Source organism: Chryseobacterium sp. Mn2064, assembly GCF_049319685.1.
Lineage (GTDB): Bacteria > Bacteroidota > Bacteroidia > Flavobacteriales > Weeksellaceae > Chryseobacterium.
Genome location: NZ_JBMOUE010000005.1, coordinates 273,353 through 294,099 on the forward strand (window position 1 = coordinate 273,353; position 20,747 = coordinate 294,099).

Here is a 20,747-nt window from a genome sequence, read left to right on the forward strand (position 1 = left end):
GGGACTCGAAGTATGATTCCAAAACGACACCTGATTTTAATTTTTCCATTGGGTTTTTCTGTACTTTTTCCAGCATCGCTGAAATTTATAGTATGTTGCGTTCTCCACTTCAATTCCGTGAGGAAAGCAGAAGGAACATCCCAATTCATTTCCGTACTTGGGCCTTGAAATTCTTGTTCCGGAAATTTTCTTTGGAAAATCAATAAGATTGTGTTCATTGATTCCAAAGGTTTGTTTTAGTTTTTTGGATTTTTTCATGAGTATTGAGAATTAAACTCAATACACAGCTTCTTTAAGATCAGGTTTATTATTATTCATGGTTATTAGTTATTTTCTTCTGCAAATTTATTTACATACTGCGCATTCTTTTTACGCAGATTTATTTTTTATTAAAAAACCAAGCAATGAGTAATAAGAGTAAATGATATTCAATTGGAAGTTGACGATGTAACTCTTAAAAGACGGCATTGGTTTATTCAAATCAGGCAATTTTATGAAAGGCTCTGGTCAATTGAAAGTCGAAGAAATCCTTTCTTACGGCACTGATTTTTATTAACACTGCAAAATTATAAGGTAAGTACGCATTGTTTTTACGCAGCTTATTTATTTTTACATTCCTGATAACATTTTGGAAATGTTTTCTGCATTTTCGATCCTCATTCCCGTTAGCATCATTAATAATCTGTTTTTAAAATCGAACTGTCGCTGAATTGCAGTATCCAATTGGGTCCTTAATTCAGTTTCTTCAATTTCAACAGTGATTTTTATATCTTTAAGATCCTCGGCATTTGACTCTGTATACTCAGAAAAACTGATGATCCCGTTTTCTCTTTTATATAAAACCCAGGGATGTCCAATCCACAATAAGGCCCACTCAGAAGTTTTATTTTCAAAGATATTTTTCCAGTTTTGAATATCAGACATATCTCCGCAGCAATTGGGATGAATATGTACTTGATTATCCTGTTTTAATACGAGCCCTCCATCGAAGGCAAGCATAAATTCTCCACCATCCGGATCATCCGGATCTCTATCAGCCAGTCTGCCTTCTATGATCATCTGTAAATTTCCGTCATCAATGTTTTCAATATCGACCAGCGGTGATCCTTTTTCAATTGGTTTAAAGTTAAAATTCAGCTTAGAAGCAGACTCTTCCCATTTTTCATGCCATTCTTCAGGATCAGGATACTCTTCAGCTGAAGGAAGTTCATAGTCTTCTGGAGGATATTTAGCATAAGCCAGCGGACTGACTTCAATCGCATTAATAAGTGTGATCATAAGTTATATCGTTTTTTACATTTTAATTTCCTCGCTGACGTGATATTTTTTTGAAAAGGAGTGCCTTTTACAGCACTACTTTTTTTATCATTTCAACAGCAGATTTCTGGTCTTCCATTGCATTCAGCACATCAAAAATCTTGTCGGACCATCCTGCAATAAGGTATACATCATTTTTTCTGATATCTAATGGTTGTTTTCCGTAGCCTGCGAGATCAAAAATATACAATTTTGCATTGGGAGCCAACTGCTTATATCTGTTCCATAAGCTTTCAAAAGTAGCCGTTGTTCCCTGACTGTTCCACATTTGGGTATCGGTGAACAACATTACTTTATCCACACATTCTCTTCTATTCAACAAATCCTCGATAACAAGGTAACCGTTGGTAGAATATCCTACTTTTCCTTCGCTTTTATAGAGTTCATTCACATTTCTCAAAATACCGCTTTTAGGCATTGCGAAACGCATCCAACGATCTCCAAACATCCCTGTGACAACATTTTTACATTGCGATTGTAAAATCATAGACATCAGCAAACCGATATCATAAAGTAATACTTTACTTTTTGGAGAGACAGGCTGTTGCATGGAGCCTGAAACATCGGAAGCAATCACTACTGAAGTTTCAAAACCGAATCCTTTAATATTTTTAGCACTTACCACCACTCCAGCTTCCAATGCTTCCAAAACAGAGGACACGTAAGGAGAGTCAACTGTACTAAGTTCCCTATAAGCCGACAAAAACCTGAATGGCAACTGCTTTGAATTTACCACTGCTCTTTCGTCTGACAGATAACGGCATACTTTACCCATTGCTTCCGGAGATACTCCTATCAACAAAATGTTTCTGAGGTTTCTTAAAGTAGCCATATATCCTAATTTGTTGCTGAAGATCAATTCTTCCCATTTTCTTTTGAAGGCTAGCTGCTTTTCAGTATCATCTGTAAATTTTTCCTGTCCCAGAACGGAAAGTTCAACTTCCCATGTATAAGGTGCTTCCAATTTATCATTTACAATTTTGTTGAAGACCTCCTGCTGATTCTCATCTTTTGCTTTTGGATGAACCAAAAACAGAGCGTCTTTCAACGTTACCTCTCCTTTTCTGTTGTATTTGGCAAACTGGTATTCATCAAATTTGTTGAAGGATTTCATCAAACCTTTCTGAATCTGTTTTGATAATCTGTTCAGTTTTTTTGTCTCCGTTCTTTTATTCGAAATCTGGTAATATGCGAGTATTTCTGTAATTTCATCTGCTCTCTGAACAACTCCCTCTACCGCACGGCTCACAAGATCTGTACCGGAGGTCTGCTTGGCCAATTCTGCCGTCAAAACCAATGGAATGGATCGTAAGTACATCTCTTTTCTTGCGTATACGGCAAGTTTTGCAACAAACTCAGGGTCATTTTTTTTAATCAAAGACTGAATTCTTTTTAATCTGTCATTCTCTTTTTCATAGTTCATATTAGACAGCCCTGTTGTAACAACAGCACTATATAATTCTTCTGCAGGTGTCATCTCATAGGATTTTGCACCTTCGTAGTTGTAGACTACTTTATTTTCTTTTCTTAAAAAATTAAATTTCATGGTTACTGTTTTTTGTTAAACATGGAAGAATATATATTTCCTCTCTGATTTCTGATGCAAAGTAAAAACAGAATTACGCAGTCATTTTGCGCAGATATTTTTATTTAAAAAATTTTCCTTATCAAACATTATAAAAATCTTCTATCATTCATTTTAAATAAAGAAATCATGATTTAATCGTATTTCTCAGGCTATTTTTTAGCTTTGGGGTATTAAAATTAGAACTATGATTAAAGGATTATATGAAACCCACGTACAGGTGAGTGATTTGGAAAAAGGCATTCAATTTTATACAGAAGTATTGGGACTGCGATTAGCTCATAGGGATGAAACCCGCCCTATTGCCTTTTTATGGGTTGGTGAAGGAAAGGAATTTATGTTGGGGCTTTGGGAGCAGAAGGAAAATTTGCAGACCAGACATTTTGCTTTTTCGAGCAGTAAAGAAGATATTCTCAACTATTCTATAGAGTTTTTACAAAAAAAAGATTTGAAACCGTATAATTTTCTGAAAAACGGAAGCCTTGAACCGATGGTTTTTGCATGGATGCCAGCTTTGGCAATTTATTTTAATGATCCTGATGGAAACCAACTTGAGTTTATTTCAGTTCTTGAAGGCGAAGCAAAACCGGAATTGGGAGTTCTGTCCTATGAAGAATGGACAGAGCAATCAAAGAATTAATAATATCCTATTATTTTGAGAGCAAATTGTGTTCAGCCACGAATGTATCATTAGCCTATGATAACATTCGTGGTCGGAATACAATATGTGAGTATCCTAAGTAAATTTTTTACTCATTACTGATCACTTTTTTTACAGCCAGCATATGCTTACAAGGACCTCTTTCACCTTGGTATTTGCTGAACCATTCGCAGGTACAACGTTCCTTTCCATCTTCAATAATGATGGTATGGTGAACTCCAGTTCCGGCGACTCTGGCTTCTATTCTTTCTTTACTATTGTTGAGGATCTCTACTTTCCTTTCATTAATAAGCTTTTCAGCATTTTTCATTCTGGGATTAAGTTCCAGAATACGGCTAATTTTAAATGGTAATCTACGGTAGAAAAATTCATTTTCATCGAGATCATATCCCAGCAATCCCATCGCTGCAAGTCTTCCGGTAAGATTTTCTACTTTTTGAAGACCTATATTTTCTTCCAAAGCCAGTATCGTCCTATTAAAAGACTGGTTAGCGTATGCATACTTATCTAAAGCATCGATCCACTCATCAGAAACATCAGAAATCAGACTGTCCAATAGGGCTCCTTCTCCTGAAAAACCTCTCCAACATTCTCTGGATAAAGAAAAGATAAATCTTATATTTCCCATATGCAGCTGCCATGTGGTAGACTGCATGTTAGACTGTGAGAAAATCTGCATAGAATCTATATATGGAAGTAATGGTTCAAGCAATCTCAGTCTGTGCAGACCGCCTATACAGACCGCATCTGCCGATTTCACCGGTGAGAACATCGGTTTATTTCCTCTTACAATCAGGTAGTAATCTGACTTTACTATTCCTTTCGGTATCCCTCTGAACAGCTGTTGGGTTTGAATTTTATTAAAGGTATACTGCTTTTCAGATTCTGATAAAAAGACTTGTACAGTTCCCAGTCCTTTAATCCATTTTATAGGTAAAGGGACTTTTCTTTCCACGATCTTTTTTTCTTCCTGATACAATCCGACCTCCTTTTCCCCTACAGAAAGCATGATTTTTTCATTGGGACGAATACTTCCCAAAGCAGCCAACATCGGCTGATTAAAGTCTACATTGGTTGTCCCGTTTTCTAAAAATTCTCCATCCAACCCGTCAGGCAATACATCCACTCTGGCGTATACTCCTGCACAGTGAGAAAATCCTTCAAAACGGAGTTTCTCGTTCCCGGCTGTTACAATTGGATCTTTGAGAAGAGCCATCTGAAACGGAGACAGATTAAAACTTGATTTTACAATATTGGAAAGTGCAATCAGGCATCTTGCCAGTATAAAAGGTTGTCCTACATTTCCCCAGAAAAAACAGGGAACGTCGGTATTTTTTTGTATCTCGCTGTATTTGGCGAGAAACAGCTCTTCAAGGCCGTCCTTTTTTGCTAAGGATGATGACCTTGAATAGTTGTAAATAAGCGTATCTTCCATAAATTATTTTTTAAGAAGAAGATTGCAGATTTTTTTCAGGCTCGAGTTTTCTTTCCAGTCGTTCAATTTTATGATTAATTCCGCATTTGCTTCAGACTGGTTTAAAGCTAATACTTCATGATATACTTCCAGTAATTTCTTAAGGTTTGTAACAGGTTCTCCCATCTGCAGCAATATGCTGGAAATAAGCTCCTCCAATGCGATATTATGATTTTTACTCACATTCAGCATATGATTCTGCATAAGATCTGTTAATCTTTTTACAGGCGCCCATTCCAGTTTTTCGTGAAGTCCTATTACTCTTCCCAGTTCCACATTATCCATCATTTGGCAGGAAACATGTTCCAGCCATATTTCGGCAGCGGTTCCACGAATTGTTTTATCACTATCAAGGAAAATTGTTCCTAAAAACAGATTTCCCATCTTATCTAAAGGTTTTTTGATTTGATAGAGAGCTTGTGACGTATTCAAAACAAGATTTCTTTCGTAAACTTCGGCAATTCCAGAATAGAAAAGACAATGCTTGATTACTTTTGCTAACGCATTGGCAGGCGTATTCGGGAAGCACCACATCAATGCAGGAATTTCAGAAAGTTCTTTCTGCCCAGCAACAAAATATTCCACAAATAAAGGTTCCTTTCTTTTTTCAAGATGATATTTCGGAATCACAATATTGAGTTCTACAGGATAGTATGAATTTTTCTTGTTATCAATTGTTTTCCACTTATAGTCTCCGGACAAAAATTCTTCAGGAATACTGTCATATCCAAATCCACCGAAGTCTTTAAATACAGTTTCTGATGAGCGTGTAATTCCCGCAGTCATCCACCATGACGGGTGGTCAAATTTTCCTTTTGGATTGGTATTTTTACCAAAAAAGAAAAGCAGTAAGTCTTTGTATTCTCCTTTTAATTTTTCCTGAGCAAGTTTTAGAGCCTCCGAAGTCTTATCTAAAGCACAGCGCTGCAATGCCAGCTGCAAATCCAAGTGATGAGGTTCTATATTTTTGTTTTGATAAATCTCCAGTTTTTCAACCAAAGTCACAGGAGAGATCCAACAAGGGGAATGCGTAATAGTAAACAACAATGGGATACTATCCCCTAATTTTATTTTCTGATCAATAAATATCGCAATTTCCTTGAAAGCCTTCATTGCAGGAGAATCTGCCCCTACTTGATCCATAGGTCCCAGTTTCTTCTGGTAAGTGGAATAGGCTTCTCTTGCCTCTTCTTCTTCTCGTGTTTTCTGATAAATTTTCTCAAGATTTTTAAGTTGAACTGGATACTTTTCCAGTAGACTCAATCCGTAATTAATGATTAGATTACACAGTAAAACATTCAGATAAGGAACTTCCCATTTTGCAATCGTTTTACAGGCTTTCAGGAATACAGGCTCTATCAGTTTTACAGATTCTGCATCTACTTCATTAGCAAAACGGATAAATCCATCTAAAGCAATATCACAATTGTGGCTGTAAGGATCATCCATTGCTAAAGGCAGAAAGAACATCAAATCTTCAAAACTATCTAATACTTTTACTTTATTTTCTTCTGTTGTCAGAAATAGTTTTTCGGAAGAAATTGCTTCCAGTTCATGTTGTTTTTCTACGATATATTTTTCAAGAAGAGGACGTACATTGGTCAGAATATTGTCTGAATAATGAGACAGAGCTTCTTTTATATTTTCGGAAGGTGGAATATATTTTAGAATAATTTTTGCAGCTTTTGTCTGGATGCCGTCATCTTTGCTTACAAATGCTGTACTCAATGCCATTCCCAGCATTTCAGGATCAAGTCTTTTTCTCTGAAAGATCTTTTCCGTTAATGACAGGCCAGAAATAACCACCGTTTTAACTTCCGAGCTCAGTAAGTTAGGAAGATAGTGGGAAAGTTCCTCTGTCTTAATATTTCCTCCTGCAATTTTCTTTAGATGGGTCAGAATGGTATTCACAGCTTTTGACTGTACCGAAGCGAGCCCGGCAAGTAATTCATCCTGCAGTTCAAGCAATTCAGATTCTGTGGGTTTCAATGCAGTAAATGCGTCCATGAACCAACCTGTAACGTTTTTATTGAAATTTCTATTGGAGGCAAGCAGACATTCTCTTAAAAATCTTTTTCTTTCTATTTTACCTTCAGCTACCAGTTTTTGCACCAAAGGAAACCACTCTTTACGGAAGGGTAAAGATTTGGAAGGAAACTCACATAAATACCAGAAATGGGTGGTAAGTGTTTCCGGATATTCATCCAGATCCGACGGATAATTGCTCAGATGATGCCCAAGCAGCTCCGGTCTGGGTTCAATATATCCTTTCTCAGTCCATCCTAAGATATCTTGATAATTGAATGCCGTAAATTCAGCTTCTACAGATTCATTGATAAAGTCCGAAAACCAATCTGGGCACCCCCACTCCAAAATTTGTTCTGTTTGTTCCGCATTACGGAAAAGGCTCCAGTAATTTTTTCCGAAATTCTTTTTATCCATGCAGACAAATGAAGCAATATCAATAATAGAGTGCTGACTGGCAGATCCTACCGTGTGATAGGAGTTTTTGGTCATAACAATTTTACTGATCTCGCGATCCATTTTCTTTATGGAAGGTACCAGTGTTTTTCTTTCTTCTGCACTAAGCTCTTTCAGAAAAGGGATGATCTCATGTACTTTTTCCTCATTAAGGATCTCATAAAGTCTTTCTTTCATGTGCTTTTAATTTGATGTATAATTTTTTTCAGGTTATTCTCTTTTTCCCATTCTTTAAGCAGTCCGTGAACTGTTTTATCTGATACTGTCCGATTCTGCCTAAGCACCTCATAATAAAGCTCCAAGAGCTTTTTCAGATTAAAAACCGGTTTTTCCACCGCTGAAAGAATGGCTATCAGCAGTTTTTCTAGGGCGATATTATGTCTGGTACTCAAATTGATAAGACCCGACAGACCATCTGCCAATCTTTTGACAGGGGCCCACTCGAAGCTGATCATTTTCCCTAATATCAGTCCCAGTTTCTGAAGCTCAAAATCCTCCGAAACCGCCTTGTTTACTAGGACTTCAAAAGCTATACCATAAAATGTTTTATCTTTATTAAATAGCCCTGCAGACAGAAATAAATAATGTCCCGTCTGAAAAGGTAGATCCAGTTTCATCCAGGCATTAAAAAATTCTATGTTTCCTTTAATATCATACTGGTAAACGGCATTTGATAGGGTTTCATTGTATTTTCGTGCAAAAATACATCCCGAAAAATACGGAGCTGTGTATAAAATGTGTATCAGGTCATGATTGTAAACTCTACGACAAGAGCTGAATAAGTAATCTAAAAAGGTAGCATTTACCGGGATTTCACTCTTATTTTCAAGGGAGATAAGCAACTGTGGAATTTCTTCTGATCCGTTCCATCTATATATTTTCCTATCACTGAATTCCCATTTAAAATTGCCTTCCAAATAGACATTTTCATACCTTTCCCTGAAATAATCCTGATCAAAAACAGGGTTTAATAACTCAAAATATTTTTTATTCAGTTTTTCTTTTGCATATTTTTCGGCTTCGTCTAGTTTTTCTTTTTTTACGCGGAGCACTGCGATTTGCCAATCCATAGAGATTGGATCTTCATTCTGCTGCTGATAGATTCTCAACTTATCAACAAGATGATGAACAGTGATCCAGCAAGGAGTACAATCGGGAACGCAAAGAAGCGGAAGGTTTTTATTTTGTTTTAATAATTCTAAAATATCTAAAAGCAGCTGATGATATGCTTTTAAAATAAATGGAGTCTTTTCTTCGCTCCAATTTTCAAGAAGAGGAAATTCCGATCCTGCTGTAAGCAAAACCTGAGATTTCTTCTCCTGTTTCAATAATCCATAATGAATGAAGAATGTGGCTAACAGATGATGAAGTCCTTTGGTTTCTTTCAGTTTAAGCGCAGCGTTGAAAGCCGGCTCCAACTGATTGAAATGTTCTTTTTTCAATTCACTATTGAATCGTATGATGGCCTCAAGAAACTGATCAAAATGATAGGTCTTATTATTATTGAATATCTGTGAAGCCAAAAAGATAAAGTCATCAATTGTCTCAACAGATGCAATAGATTCTGATATATACCATGAAGTCTTCTGATAAACGTCTTCTTCTATAATTTCGCTCTCATTTTTTTCAATAAAAAATTTTTCCAAAAGCAACTTTGTATCAGAAAGCAATGATTCTCTATAAAGAAATAAATGCTGTTGTATTTTTTCTGATTCCGGATTGCCATATCGGGCTATAATTTTAGCTCCTTTTATTTGCAGTGCTTTATCTTTATTCAAGAAAACGGGCAACACAAGAAGACATATTTCTTCCTGATATTGGGGATTATTTTTAGCCATCTTCTCTACCGTAACAAGGAGCGCATTCACGATATTTTTTGTTGGGAGTGTTATCAAAGATGTTGCAGCATATAAAAAGTCTTCTGTTTTGAATGCACTATCTGTGATAATCTGGTTGATCATTTTTAAAATTCCCAAAAAGAGCGAATGCTGTGTGGAGTGAAAGATCATCAACAATTCATCCTGCAGTTCCACAATTTCTTTGTCGGTAGGTTCCAGATAAGCAAAAAGCTCTAAAAACCATGCATTATGTTCTTTTGATACATTAAGGTTTACTGCTTTGAGGCTTTCCTGGAGTAATCTTGAACGATCTATGGCTTTACTTTCTACAAGACCTTTCAATACTTTTTTCCAGTCCCTTTCACCATAATGGGCGGTAATATCAGATTCATATTGGAATAAAAACCAGATATGTGATGTTAAAGTAACAGGAAAAGTAAATACAATTTCGTCTGAATTGTCGTTGGAAAATATAGAAGTTGCCAGTAATAAAGCAATACTTTCATCATTTAACTGAAGAAAGCCCTTCTGCTCCCATTCCAAGACCTTTAAATAGTTAAATTCTCTTAAAAAAGGATAGCTTTCTCCCAACCAATCTGGCTGGTAAGATTCAAAAAGATCTTCGACTGCTTCTACGGGTATTGAAAAATATCCTGGAGCCAGTCTTTCGAACTCATTCTTGGTTTTACAACAGGCTAAAGCAGCCAACAAAGAGATCGTATTGTGCCCCCATTCTTTATGAATATGTTTTTTTAAAAGAGCAACAACTTCTTTTTTATCTTTCGGCTTTAGTTTTTTAAGAAAAGGAACAATTTCCTTGATTCTATAGTTCAGATATAGGGTCTTAAACTCGTCCTCAATTAGCATAGATTCATTCTTGTTGGCTAAAATAACAAAAAATGGTCTACAGGAAATAAATTATCCCTTGAAAGTGAATTTTTTAACAAAATTTTATGCTTTTAACAGGAGGTCTATCAGCAGTTCTGAATAAAAGGTTACGAAAATTTTCTGTTCGCCAACATAAAAAAAGTAGACATTCGTAGCTTCATTTGAATATTCTTTTCTAAAAGTTATATTCTTCTCTACCGATTTTATAATTTGACACGCTATAGTTCTGGAATTCAGATCAATTGAAAAATGGGCATGAATGTCCATTCCGAAGAAATCGGTTTCAATGGTATTTCCCGTATTTTCAATATGGTAAAAGTAAAGATCGGATGTGGGAATCATTTTCATATAATCCTCCAGAACAGTTTTGGAATCCAGGAAATGTATTGCTATATATTCCTCAGCGGCTATTTTAATTTTAGAATCTACCATCAATCCTGTGATTTCGCTTTCTTGTCCGGATTCAATGGCATAAAAGATTGTATGGTTTTTAAAATCTGCAAAAGGGAAGGCAGGATTATTCGGAACAATACTTTTTATATCCTTATAATATTCTTGAGACACAGGTCTTTTTTCTTCATTTTTATTTTCGAAATTTTCTTTGGTATAATACTCAGGAAAAGTAAAGCGGTTATCAATATAGCTTTCCACTTCTCCTGTACTGTTGAAATTAACCGTTATGTATTTCTGCCCCAGAAGAGGAGTTACATTCATATAAAATTTCTTTATTCCTGAAATCAATTCTTTGGATTGAGCATTGTATATTATTTTAGAGACTACCCTGTAAAAATTGTCGTAGACCACTGTCCCTGAAAATTCAGCTTTTTTTCCGTCCCAATAATTTCTGGTTATAAAATCATACAGAATATAATTGTTCGCAGTTCTTTTGTTGTAATAAATTTCATCAGAATTATCTTCAAAATTCTCCAGGTCCGGTACGTTTTCAAGGTCATCGTAATAAGCAGCTTTTTTTATATGATAGTCATCATTCTTTAAATTTTTATAGGAATGTGCTTTATAAGAAATTCTTTTTAACAGATTACCGTTTTGATAGGTTTCTTCCGAGTATTCATACTGTTCTTTTGCCTCGTTTTCAGGAATAATTTCATCCAGATGATTTTTGTAAACAGTTTTATTTATCGGCATCCCTTCCGGAATTTCGGGGTAAGCAAAGAGGAAGTATTTTCCATATTCCGAGTCAAAAAAACCATCCTGATGCATATCTTCTTTACTGTAGAACTCACTATCCCAATAGTCATATAAAGTAACGCCTTCAGTGATGAGTGTCCCTTCCGAGTTGTATTCTAAATGGGTTAAAGAAGAACCGCCCAATGTTGAAAAATCTGCAAATTTATACGTCACAAGAACCTTTTTGCTGAAGGGATCAATTTCCTGATAGAAGACACGTTCCCCTTCTGCATTGGTAACCAATATTTCTTGGGTATGTAATGTATTGTCTTTAAATATTTTGATCTCCCACTTTTTGAAACCGTTTTTCTCTTCTACCAGATTGTGTATTTCTACGGGAATACTCAGGTTTTCATCAGGCACAAATAAAGAGTTATTGTTGATAAAATAGGTTCTTTTGATTATTTCAAGACGTTTAAAATGATCTGTTCTCCGAAGCTGATGTTCAGTATAAATATTCTTATCAAACTCTCTTTCAAAAAATGCCTGCTGTAGGGTGATTTCTTTATTTTCGTAAAAGGAAACGTAACGTACCGTTTCAAATTCAGGATCTTCTCCGGAAGGAAAAAATGGTGAAAACTTCAAATAATACGCCGAGTTGAGACAGCTTTTATTGTCTGTTAAAACCTGATTGAGATAGCTGATAAATTTCTCTTTTTCAAGGTAAGGATTTCTGGATCTAGAGTAATCTATTTCACGATAGTCTCCGTCTTTCAGATACAGATATTTTGTAAGCTGTACTCCGTTAAGCTGATCAGCTTTATATGATGCTATTTTCCTGCTGTTAAAATCATTGATATACATTTCCTCTTTTGTAAGAAGAAGATTAGTATATTTTTTATCATGAACCCATTGATATTCGTCTACATTCTTAATTCGAATGATCTGAACACTTCTGAGAAAAATATTCTCAAATAGAATTTCTTCATCTGAAGTTTTTTCGCCTTCGGAGGGATATAGAGTGATGGAATCTACTTTATTCCTGTTCCAGACTTCTGTTTTTTTTAATACCTCATTTTCGTAAATATGCTTAAGATAGACTTTCTGTTCATTAAGATTGCTCTCTTCCAGTACAGTTTTCTTATCTCTTTTGGTGTATATAATACTTGTTTTCATGATGTTTTAAAAGTAGTGAAGAAAATTCATATTTTCAAATGGTATAAAAAAATCATTTACGTTTATTTCTGATTAAATTCTCTTTCAACATTCCAACTTAATTCATTAAAATGTATATATTTGCAAAATAAAAATACTTGATAACTCAAATATTAATCAATGATAAGTTCTGAATTATTACTTTTAATGAATATCAATAAGCTTCAATCTGTCATCTCAAGAAAGTTTGATGCTTTGAGTGTGCATGGGCTTGGACTCAATGATTTTATCATTCTTTACATTCTGAATACGTCTTCTGAGGGCAAGATTCGCAGAATAGACCTTGCGGAAAAGATAGGAATTACGGCTTCCGGGGTAACCCGATTATTGAATCCACTGGAAAAAATAGGAATGGTAGGAAGAGAAACCAATGAAAGGGATGCAAGAGTAAGCTACGTGGTCATTACTCCCAATGGAAGAAAGATTTTTGAAGAAGCTATGATCAGTGCGGAAAATATTACGAAAGACATTTTAGCCCCAAAAAAGAATAAATCTCTCCGTACTGTAAGTGATTTCTTATTTGAGTTAGGGGGGAATATACGATGATTATGATATGAAAAATGCATTAAAACAACAGTTAAGAGAGAAAGCAAAAAACCATACCGTTACCATGGGCGTTCTGTCTTTAAAGAATAACAGCAACGGAAAACAATACATCCAAAGTTCATTGAACCTGGAAGCTCTTGTGAACAGGATACAATTTGAATTAAACAGCGGACTGTGCAACAATACAGCCCTGCAAAAAGACTGGGCAGAATCCGGAAGTGAAGCTTTTACTTTTGAATTTGTAATGATTATACCCAAGCAGGAAAATTCGTTTATCAATTATCGTAAAGAAATACAAAAGGCCGAGAAGACCTATATTTCTGAGATAAATACTGAGTTATACTAAACACTATGTCAGCACATTATCTCTCTCCTACTTTTGAAGCAGGAAAACATCTTTTTTTGAAAGATATACAAGGTCCTATCATCAACATGAACCTTATCAAGCTCAAGAAAGAGGCAGATTATTCTCAATATCCAGATCTTCAACCATCGGAAAAAACCAGTGGTTGGGATGCTTATTTTACATACATCAGAGAAACTGAACCCTTTTTAAAAGAAAGCGGCGGCGAAATTATATTCATAGGAAAAGGAGATCAGTTTTTAATTGGCCCTGAGAATGAATATTGGGATATCTGTATGCTCATTAAACAGAAAAGTGTCAACGATTTTTTCAGTTTTGAAAAGAATGAAGCGTACATGAAAATTGTAGGCCACAGAATTGCAGCGATTGAAGACTCCAGGCTTTTGCCATTGGAAGAAATACTGTCATACAAAAAATAAAAGCAGATGAAAACAGTAAAAATTGGAGAAGTAGAAATCTGTTACGAAATATTTGGAGAAGAGAATACAGAGACCATTGTTTTGATTTCCGGATTGGGAAGCCATATGATTCGTTGGGAAAATACATTCTGCCAATTGCTTGTGGATAAAGGCTTCAGAGTAATCCGTTTTGACAACAGAGATTCCGGGTCATCAGTCTATATTCCTGGAAAAGAAATTCATCTTAATGGAAATATTCCGGAATATTTTTCTACGCTAAAACCGGAAGATCTCCCCTATTCTCTAATGGATATGGCAAAAGACGTCATAGGACTTCTCAATCATCTACGGATTGAAAAAGCCCATTTTGCAGGACGTTCTATGGGAGGAATTATAGCCCAATTGTTAGGTTCTTACTTCCCGGAAAGGGTTTTATCACTAACGATCATCATGTCAACATCTTTACATCCTGCTTTACCATCGGCCAACCCGGAAGTTATGGAAATGATGATGAAACCTTCTGCCAATCCTATAACAGAAAGAGAAATGTATTTTGCTGAAAAAATTTCTTTCGCCCAAAGAATATCGGGCAGTGGGTATCCATTTGATCAAAACCTGGAAATTGCTCTTATAGAAAAAGAACTTAATCGTTCCAAGACTAAAAACGGCATTATCAGACAGCTTTTGGCAATAGGTTCTTATTCATATACTCCAGAAGTTTTGAAAAAAATACAGGCACCGGTTCTGGTGATTCATGGAACGGATGATCCTATTTTTCACCCGGAATGTGGAAAAGATATTGCCGATACGATTCCGAATGCTGAATTTGTTTTGCTTGAAGGAATGGGACATACTGTTCCTAAGGAACTGTTCGGTGAGATCAGTGAACTTATTCTCAGTCAAAAAGAATATAATGAACGAAACCATTAATTCTGAACCATTTCAATTCTAAATATAAAGGAGACTATTTCAATACTGAAACAGTCTCCTTTTCGTTGATCTGACTGGAGAATATTAATAATTATTCAGACACCAATGCAGAATCTTGGCTATGTTTTTGGCATCATCTACTCCTCTGTGATGCGTGCCTTCCAATGTAAATCCCAGTTCGCCTAACGCTCTGTTCATTCCCACACTTTTTCTGATGCCCGGATGAAGTTCTCCAAATAACGTTTTTACGTTGATATGGTCATCACTCATCGGATAATCCAGATAGAATCTCTGGCTCTGATTCTGAAGCATATTCAGATCATAGTTTCCGTAGCTTGCCCATGTCAAATCTTCGGAATCGTATTCGGCTCTTAGAATATCAAAGGCATCTTCCAGCAAAACGCCTTCATTATCCAGCATATTTTGTGTTAGCGTCGTAAGTTCTGTACAAAACGGACTTACTTTTGAATATTGAGGTTTTACCAAAATACCCTCATTTTTAGAGATTCTACCGGTCCTGGCATTCATAATGCATACACCGATCTCGATGATCTCGCTTTCCTGACCTCTCGGCGGCCGGTTGTCCCAGCATGTTGCTTCAAGGTCTACTATTACTATATTTTCTGTTGTTTTCACTTGTTTATATTTTTAAAAGTATGAAAGACAGATGCCGATAGAAAGCTCTTTGTATATCTAAACTTTCTGTCTGCACCAGACTTCAAACCTTAATTATTTTATTCCAGAATTTTACTTTAAATTCTGGAGGCACTATCAGTTTCTTGGTGCAAATGGTGGTTCCCATTTTTTCTGTTTCATGATCTCTTTTACTTCTTCGTAAGAAATCGGGTAGAAATTATGACAGTCTACCCCTACATCAAAGCTCAGCGCCATTTCATCATCCGGCAAGGTTCCGTGTGAGTGACCGTACAGTTGCCAAACTCCACGGTGAGAGCCATTCCAGGTACGCATAGCGTAATGAAAAAGAATGATTTTCTGTTTTCCGTTCTTATTATCGGCCTCATCAATTCTTAGCTCGTGATAATCTCTGATGGAAGCAAATCGTTTAGGATAGGTAAGAGCTGCACCTTCATGGTTTCCTTTTATTAAATGGATATTACCGTTCAATTTATCAAGGATTTCCTTGGTAAAATCGGGTTTCCCTAAACTGAAATCTCCCAAATGGTAGACGGTATCCCCTGGTTCTACCTTTTCGTTCCATCTTTTAATCAGTTCTTCGTTCATATGCTCCAAAGATTCAAAAGGTCTTTCGGAGAATTTTATAATATTTTCATGACCAAAATGATGGTCTGCTGTAAAAAATATATTGGGTTTCATATTTTAATTATTTTTTTAAATGCTTTATAAAAAGCGGTTTCTATTTCCTGTTGATCACTTTCCGTATATCTTCTTGAAAAGTGAATCGGGATGGCTTGTTTTACCTGACAGTCATTCATTATTTTTCCTGAGGCGGAAGCAAAGCTGTGATAATTCAGATTCGCAAATTCCTGATCGGCGTCTTTGTAAAACGTTTCAATATACACAAGATCAGCTCCTTCAAAAACGGTTTTTATTTTTTGATAATTGTCTTCTATAGCCGCATGATCCATAATAACGCCCAGTTTATATCCTGGATTTCTTGTCAGCAAATGAAAGAGATCAGAAGCTTTATGCATTGCTTCTTCAATTTCTATTTCTCTATCTGCGTTATTATTTTCAAAAGCTGTTTTCAGTTCACCAATCCATTTTCCTTTTTTGAATGTAGAAGCATTTTCATGGAACGTTACTGAGTCTTTTTCTTTAAAAAGATAGGCTACAGAGTCTGTTTTATGATCCAGAATGGTAAAATCAACGGTTATATATTCATCTTCAAAAAGGAAATCCTGCGTTTTTACGGATTCGAGATTCCAAAAAGGAGGACGAATTCTATACACATGTATTTCTTTTTCTGAAATGATTTCCCGAATTTCATATTCGATAGCGTTTTCGTCTATTAAATTCCAGGTGTAAGATTTTAATCTGGCTTCAACCTGATGGTGAATATTTTTCGGACCGCAAATCACAACTTTTTCTCCACTTCCGATCTGATGTCTGAAAATTCCGTCAAAATTCGAAAAATGGTCAATATGGGTATGACTGATAAAAAGCGCCGATATCGCCTGAGTTTCTTTCACCGTTAATAAACTTGCTTCGCCACAATCACACAGATAATGTTTTCCTGAGTTGGGAACTTTGATCAATATGCTAATGTCTTCCTTTAAAAGACTTTTTATTTCTGCCTGTAACATTTTTTTTATTTTTTTAAACCACTCTAACCACCCCGTCAAAAATTCTTTGAATTTTTGCCACCCCTCCAGAGGAAGGGAATTTCTGTACCGTCAATTGTATATTTATAATCGGAAATCTTAGGTCTACTTTTTAAACTTAGTTACAGCCTAAAAATAACGAAAGTGTTCATTTTTGTGGTTGAGTTTATCCATAAAAAAGTTTCGATAAAATGAATTACCGAAACTTAATTTCTATTTTAAACAATAGGTTCTTTTATCGCTTTTCTACGTACACCAAAGTCAGATTTCCTGATCTTACACATACGGTTGTCTGCTGTATGATGAAAAACAATACCTTCCATATTATTCTCAGCATTGCTTAAAAAGTTTTTGATAAACTCAAAATCCAAGCTTTCTAAACTAAGAATATTATGGCCATGTTTTACGAGTAAATTACCTTTAATATTTTCAGGATTGCCTTGTACTTTCTCACCGATAAGTTCGTAAGTACCATCTTCCACCTTGCCTGATGCAGCCAAAGCATTGAAGCCTTCCCAGAAGTATTGATCATCTTTTTTCGACATACTACACTCTACCCAATGCGGATGATGGCCTGTAATAAGGTCTGCTTCCTGACATGGAATTGCGCCTTCAGGGGCTGTTTTACCTTTTTTGGCATCGTATCTTTTGAATAATTTACCGTTGATCACTGCGCATGCAGAACCATCAAACTTTTGTGTAGCAATAGCGTTTCCATCAAAAACCCAATTGTTTTCAGGATTAATTTCGTTAATAACTCTTCCTAAATTATTTATATCTTTTTTGAATAATGTACTTATCTTTTTCATTTTTAATTGTTTTAGCGGCAAAAGTTCTTCATCCATTGGTATTGTTACCTCTGCACTGCTTTTGCTGAAATTAATTCTTCTTTAACAATGTCTATCACTAAAGAATTCAACTTTTTGTTGATTCTTTTATGCTCTTCTTTCTCAATAACAGTGAAAGCGGCTGGGAAATCTTTTTCAAAATCCTCCAAAATATCCTGTGCAAAAAGGCCAATCACCTTTCCTACCATTTTAGGTTCAAACTCACCTATTTTGCTCAAAACGTTATTCAAACGATTTACAGTTGCATACTTCTGGATTTCGTCCCAGGTATTCTGAGCTGTTTCGCTGAATTGGATCTGTTTTTGAACGGTTTTATTCTGTTTTCTTACTACTTTGGACTTTTCGATCCATTTTTCATTCTTATTTTTAAGAATAACTCTGGCTCCATTTCCAAAATAACGGGTTTTCAAAGTTTTGATAATGGTTCCTTCACACATATTGTTCAATTCCGGTAGCTCTAACCAGGTTGGAATTTTAGAATTGAAAACATTCGGGAATTTCAACGCTTCATCCAAAGTTCCCTGAAATAAGGTTTTTGCATAGAAAAATCCGGTTTCTTCGAAAATTGGGTTGATGATATCGGTATCCAGATAGGTGGCTCCATTCAACTTAATATCGAAGGCATAAAATTCGTTGTAAGGTGCATATTCAATACCTTTCTGAACTTTTACAGCACCTTCTACAGGTTCTACTTCTTTATGTTTATAGCCGCCACCGAACAATTCACCATAGATCACAACAGTTTCAACATCCGGATACAATGCTTTCACTTTTTGAAACATTTGTATTACATTTTTTCTGTAACGTTCCAAGATCTGATGGGCATTGAAAAATTTTTCATCCTTTTCAATGAAAGCTGTTCTCTTTGCTATTTTAATTTCCTTTCCATCGGTAAAAAAGGAAAAGTTAGCTCCATGAACTTTTTCCTGTACGATGAAAACCTCATCTCCAAAGCCCTGTAACCTGATCTGATCGATTACCCTGGCCTGGTAAGCATTTTCTATAGCATTATATGTTTTGAAAATCATTTCTTTAATTTTTTAATAGTTTTTGAAGTTTTCCAAAAGGCTTTCAATATTTTTCTTTCCTACAGGATTCATGGAATGGCAATAGAATTTGGGTAAATCTAAATAGTTCTCCATACAATATTCTACCAGCCATTTTGCACAATCATAACCTGTTTTTTCAACATATTCGTTGGAAGCCTTTAGGTAATGTTCGTCTGCAAGATCATGGTCAAAAGAGATCATTTCCGGAAGTCCTTTTTTCAAAATCCTGTTGACAAACTGTTCGAAATTTCTAACGATATGCCAGTCACTTCTGAGGAAAATGTCCTGTTTCGTGTAATGATAAGCCTCAATGGGATATCTTATATCATCCAGAAACAATAATCTTTTTGTAAGTTCCATGAGTTATTTTTTTAAAACATGATACAGTAATCTTGCGGTGTTCATTGCATCATCTGCACCATTATGGGGCATCCCTTCAAATTCCATATTTCTTGTATGAAGTTCTTTCAACAGTCCAATAGGTTTTTCACCATGCATCAACGTCAGCAGCACTTTCAAATCAAGATAGGTTTCACTGAAAGGAAATTTCACATTCAATTCTTTACACTGGCTTTCAAAAATGGATTTGTCAAATTCTCCATAACCAGCATAGGTTCTTCTCAAAGAGTTATATCTGTTTTTTATGTTTGAACAGGCCTCTTTAAATAAAACGCCTTCTTTTTCCAGCTTTTCTGAAGTAATTCCTGTAAGTTGTGTACAATAGTCGCTTACTTCAGATTGTGCAGGTTTTATCAGATAGCTTCTTTTATCTTCGATACTTCCGTCTTTCATATTGAGTTTACAGATTCCAATTTCAATGATTTCCGGTTTCTGATTTTCGGGAATTTTTCCCTTTTCCCAACAGGTAGCTTCAATATCTATGACTATTACTTTATCGTATAAAAACATTTTAATCGCTGTTTTAATTGGAAAAGTAGATATTCAATGCTTTGATTACACTTTTCACGTTCGTATTAGGATAAAATCCCGAACTGTTGATACAGTTTATTTCTACAATTTTCCAGCCTTCACCGGTTAAGCAAATATCCATTACAAAGGCTTTTTCAAGGTTGTAAAGCTGAATCATATCTTTAGCGAAAATCAATCCTTCTTCTGAAACTTTTTCTTCAAAAGGAGTATTATCATTAAATTTATAATATCCGGCATGTATAATTTTTCCATCTATAATCCAAAGTCTGGCTTCCTTTAAGGTATCTTTAGCTTCTGAAATCTGAATTAAAGATTGTTCTGTAATTCTGTTTGATTGATTTTCCAAAGCTTCAAAAACAAAATCTTTCCATTCTATTTCCGTAAATACTTTTCCGGTAAAAATCTTTGCTTCATCGTAAGGCTTGATGAATTTTTTTTCATCTGTTCCCCAACTTAGTTCTTCTGAAATCTTATGAACAGAAATCTTGTGATTAAGTAGATTTTCACCATAAAATTGAGAATATACTTCATACAGATGATTACCTCCATAAAAAGAACCGGGAAACCAATGTGCATTCTGCTTAGCCAATCGTGCAATGGTTACAGAACCATATACAAAAACGTCTTTTCGATCTGTTTCGAAATCTATTTTTTCTGCAGATGGATGAATATTAATAACTTCATAGTCAATATTTAATTCTTCCAAAGCTTCAAAAATTTTGTAATGATCGGGGTCTAAATACACATTAGCCTGAACTAAAAAAAACATGGTTATTAGTTTATTTTTATTAT

20 protein-coding genes are annotated in these 20,747 nt (G+C 35.3%); 5 read left to right on the forward strand and 15 right to left on the reverse strand.

From position 1 onward, the window contains the following. Positions 1-36: 36 nt before the first annotated feature. The 3 genes from ACL9RH_RS18790 to ACL9RH_RS18800 all read right to left on the reverse strand — a co-directional run bounded on the left by ACL9RH_RS18790 (position 37) and on the right by ACL9RH_RS18800 (position 2,863). Positions 37-258, reverse strand: coding sequence for a phosphate ABC transporter substrate-binding protein (locus tag ACL9RH_RS18790; RefSeq protein ID WP_422694883.1), 222 nt, complete (start codon positions 256-258; stop codon positions 37-39). A 351-nt stretch (positions 259-609) separates the two neighbouring features. Next, on the reverse strand, positions 610-1,278 hold the full coding sequence (locus tag ACL9RH_RS18795; protein ID WP_422694884.1) for a hypothetical protein: 669 nt from the start codon (positions 1,276-1,278) through the stop codon (positions 610-612). Positions 1,279-1,345: 67 nt separating this feature from the next. Further along, positions 1,346-2,863, reverse strand: a complete 1,518-nt coding sequence (locus ACL9RH_RS18800; RefSeq protein ID WP_422694885.1) for a TROVE domain-containing protein — start codon at positions 2,861-2,863, stop codon at positions 1,346-1,348. A 226-nt stretch (positions 2,864-3,089) separates the two neighbouring features. Between ACL9RH_RS18800 and ACL9RH_RS18805 the strand changes: the two genes are divergently transcribed. Beyond that, positions 3,090-3,542, forward strand: coding sequence for a VOC family protein (locus ACL9RH_RS18805; RefSeq protein WP_422694886.1), 453 nt, complete (start codon positions 3,090-3,092; stop codon positions 3,540-3,542). Positions 3,543-3,651: 109 nt separating this feature from the next. Here ACL9RH_RS18805 and ACL9RH_RS18810 read toward each other — a convergent pair whose 3' ends face one another. The 4 genes from ACL9RH_RS18810 to ACL9RH_RS18825 form a co-directional block, all read right to left on the reverse strand. Next, positions 3,652-4,998, reverse strand: coding sequence for an SWIM zinc finger family protein (locus ACL9RH_RS18810; RefSeq protein ID WP_422694887.1), 1,347 nt, complete (start codon positions 4,996-4,998; stop codon positions 3,652-3,654). A gap of 3 nt (positions 4,999-5,001) precedes the next feature. Then, positions 5,002-7,695 (reverse strand): DUF6493 family protein, encoded by a 2,694-nt coding sequence (locus ACL9RH_RS18815; RefSeq protein ID WP_422694888.1) that lies wholly within the window; start codon positions 7,693-7,695, stop codon positions 5,002-5,004. Beyond that, complete coding sequence (locus ACL9RH_RS18820; protein ID WP_422694889.1) at positions 7,692-10,223, reverse strand: DUF6493 family protein; 2,532 nt, start codon at positions 10,221-10,223, stop codon at positions 7,692-7,694. The genes ACL9RH_RS18815 and ACL9RH_RS18820 overlap by 4 nt, the downstream gene beginning before the upstream one ends. Before the next feature lie 84 nt (positions 10,224-10,307). Further along, entirely contained in the window at positions 10,308-12,548 is a 2,241-nt protein-coding gene (locus tag ACL9RH_RS18825) for a hypothetical protein (RefSeq protein WP_422694890.1), read from the reverse strand. A 159-nt stretch (positions 12,549-12,707) separates the two neighbouring features. Here ACL9RH_RS18825 and ACL9RH_RS18830 point away from each other — a divergent pair, with 159 nt between their 5' ends. The 4 genes from ACL9RH_RS18830 to ACL9RH_RS18845 are packed head-to-tail and all read left to right on the forward strand — an operon-like array spanning position 12,708 to position 14,825. Beyond that, positions 12,708-13,133 (forward strand): MarR family winged helix-turn-helix transcriptional regulator, encoded by a 426-nt coding sequence (locus ACL9RH_RS18830; protein WP_422694891.1) that lies wholly within the window; start codon positions 12,708-12,710, stop codon positions 13,131-13,133. A gap of 7 nt (positions 13,134-13,140) precedes the next feature. Further along, positions 13,141-13,479 carry a GIY-YIG nuclease family protein gene (locus ACL9RH_RS18835; RefSeq protein WP_422694892.1) on the forward strand — a complete coding sequence of 113 codons (339 nt, stop codon included), beginning with the start codon at positions 13,141-13,143 and terminating at the stop codon, positions 13,477-13,479. 5 nt (positions 13,480-13,484) lie between these two features. Further along, positions 13,485-13,916 (forward strand): DUF1330 domain-containing protein, encoded by a 432-nt coding sequence (locus ACL9RH_RS18840; RefSeq protein WP_422694893.1) that lies wholly within the window; start codon positions 13,485-13,487, stop codon positions 13,914-13,916. Positions 13,917-13,922: 6 nt separating this feature from the next. Beyond that, complete coding sequence (locus tag ACL9RH_RS18845) at positions 13,923-14,825, forward strand: alpha/beta fold hydrolase (protein ID WP_422694894.1); 903 nt, start codon at positions 13,923-13,925, stop codon at positions 14,823-14,825. 84 nt (positions 14,826-14,909) lie between these two features. Here the strand turns inward: ACL9RH_RS18845 and ACL9RH_RS18850 are convergent, their stop codons facing one another. The 8 genes from ACL9RH_RS18850 to ACL9RH_RS18885 all read right to left on the reverse strand — a co-directional run bounded on the left by ACL9RH_RS18850 (position 14,910) and on the right by ACL9RH_RS18885 (position 20,724). Further along, positions 14,910-15,461 carry an exonuclease domain-containing protein gene (locus tag ACL9RH_RS18850; RefSeq protein WP_422694895.1) on the reverse strand — a complete coding sequence of 184 codons (552 nt, stop codon included), beginning with the start codon at positions 15,459-15,461 and terminating at the stop codon, positions 14,910-14,912. A gap of 135 nt (positions 15,462-15,596) precedes the next feature. Next, positions 15,597-16,160, reverse strand: coding sequence for a metallophosphoesterase family protein (locus ACL9RH_RS18855; protein ID WP_422694896.1), 564 nt, complete (start codon positions 16,158-16,160; stop codon positions 15,597-15,599). Beyond that, positions 16,157-17,110: a peptidase gene (locus tag ACL9RH_RS18860; RefSeq protein ID WP_422694897.1), complete on the reverse strand. Its 954-nt coding sequence runs from the start codon at positions 17,108-17,110 to the stop codon at positions 16,157-16,159. Before ACL9RH_RS18860 ends, ACL9RH_RS18855 begins: the two co-directional genes overlap by 4 nt. A 236-nt stretch (positions 17,111-17,346) precedes the next feature. Further along, entirely contained in the window at positions 17,347-17,937 is a 591-nt protein-coding gene (locus ACL9RH_RS18865; protein ID WP_422694898.1) for a hypothetical protein, read from the reverse strand. Positions 17,938-17,981: 44 nt separating this feature from the next. After that, complete coding sequence (locus ACL9RH_RS18870; RefSeq protein WP_422694899.1) at positions 17,982-19,004, reverse strand: RNA ligase, Rnl2 family; 1,023 nt, start codon at positions 19,002-19,004, stop codon at positions 17,982-17,984. 12 nt (positions 19,005-19,016) lie between these two features. Next, positions 19,017-19,385: a cyclic-phosphate processing receiver domain-containing protein gene (locus ACL9RH_RS18875; protein WP_422694900.1), complete on the reverse strand. Its 369-nt coding sequence runs from the start codon at positions 19,383-19,385 to the stop codon at positions 19,017-19,019. Between the two features lie 3 nt (positions 19,386-19,388). After that, positions 19,389-19,934 (reverse strand): exonuclease domain-containing protein, encoded by a 546-nt coding sequence (locus ACL9RH_RS18880; RefSeq protein ID WP_422694901.1) that lies wholly within the window; start codon positions 19,932-19,934, stop codon positions 19,389-19,391. 13 nt (positions 19,935-19,947) lie between these two features. Continuing rightward, positions 19,948-20,724, reverse strand: a complete 777-nt coding sequence (locus ACL9RH_RS18885; protein WP_422694902.1) for an ATP-grasp domain-containing protein — start codon at positions 20,722-20,724, stop codon at positions 19,948-19,950. Positions 20,725-20,747: the final 23 nt, after the last annotated feature.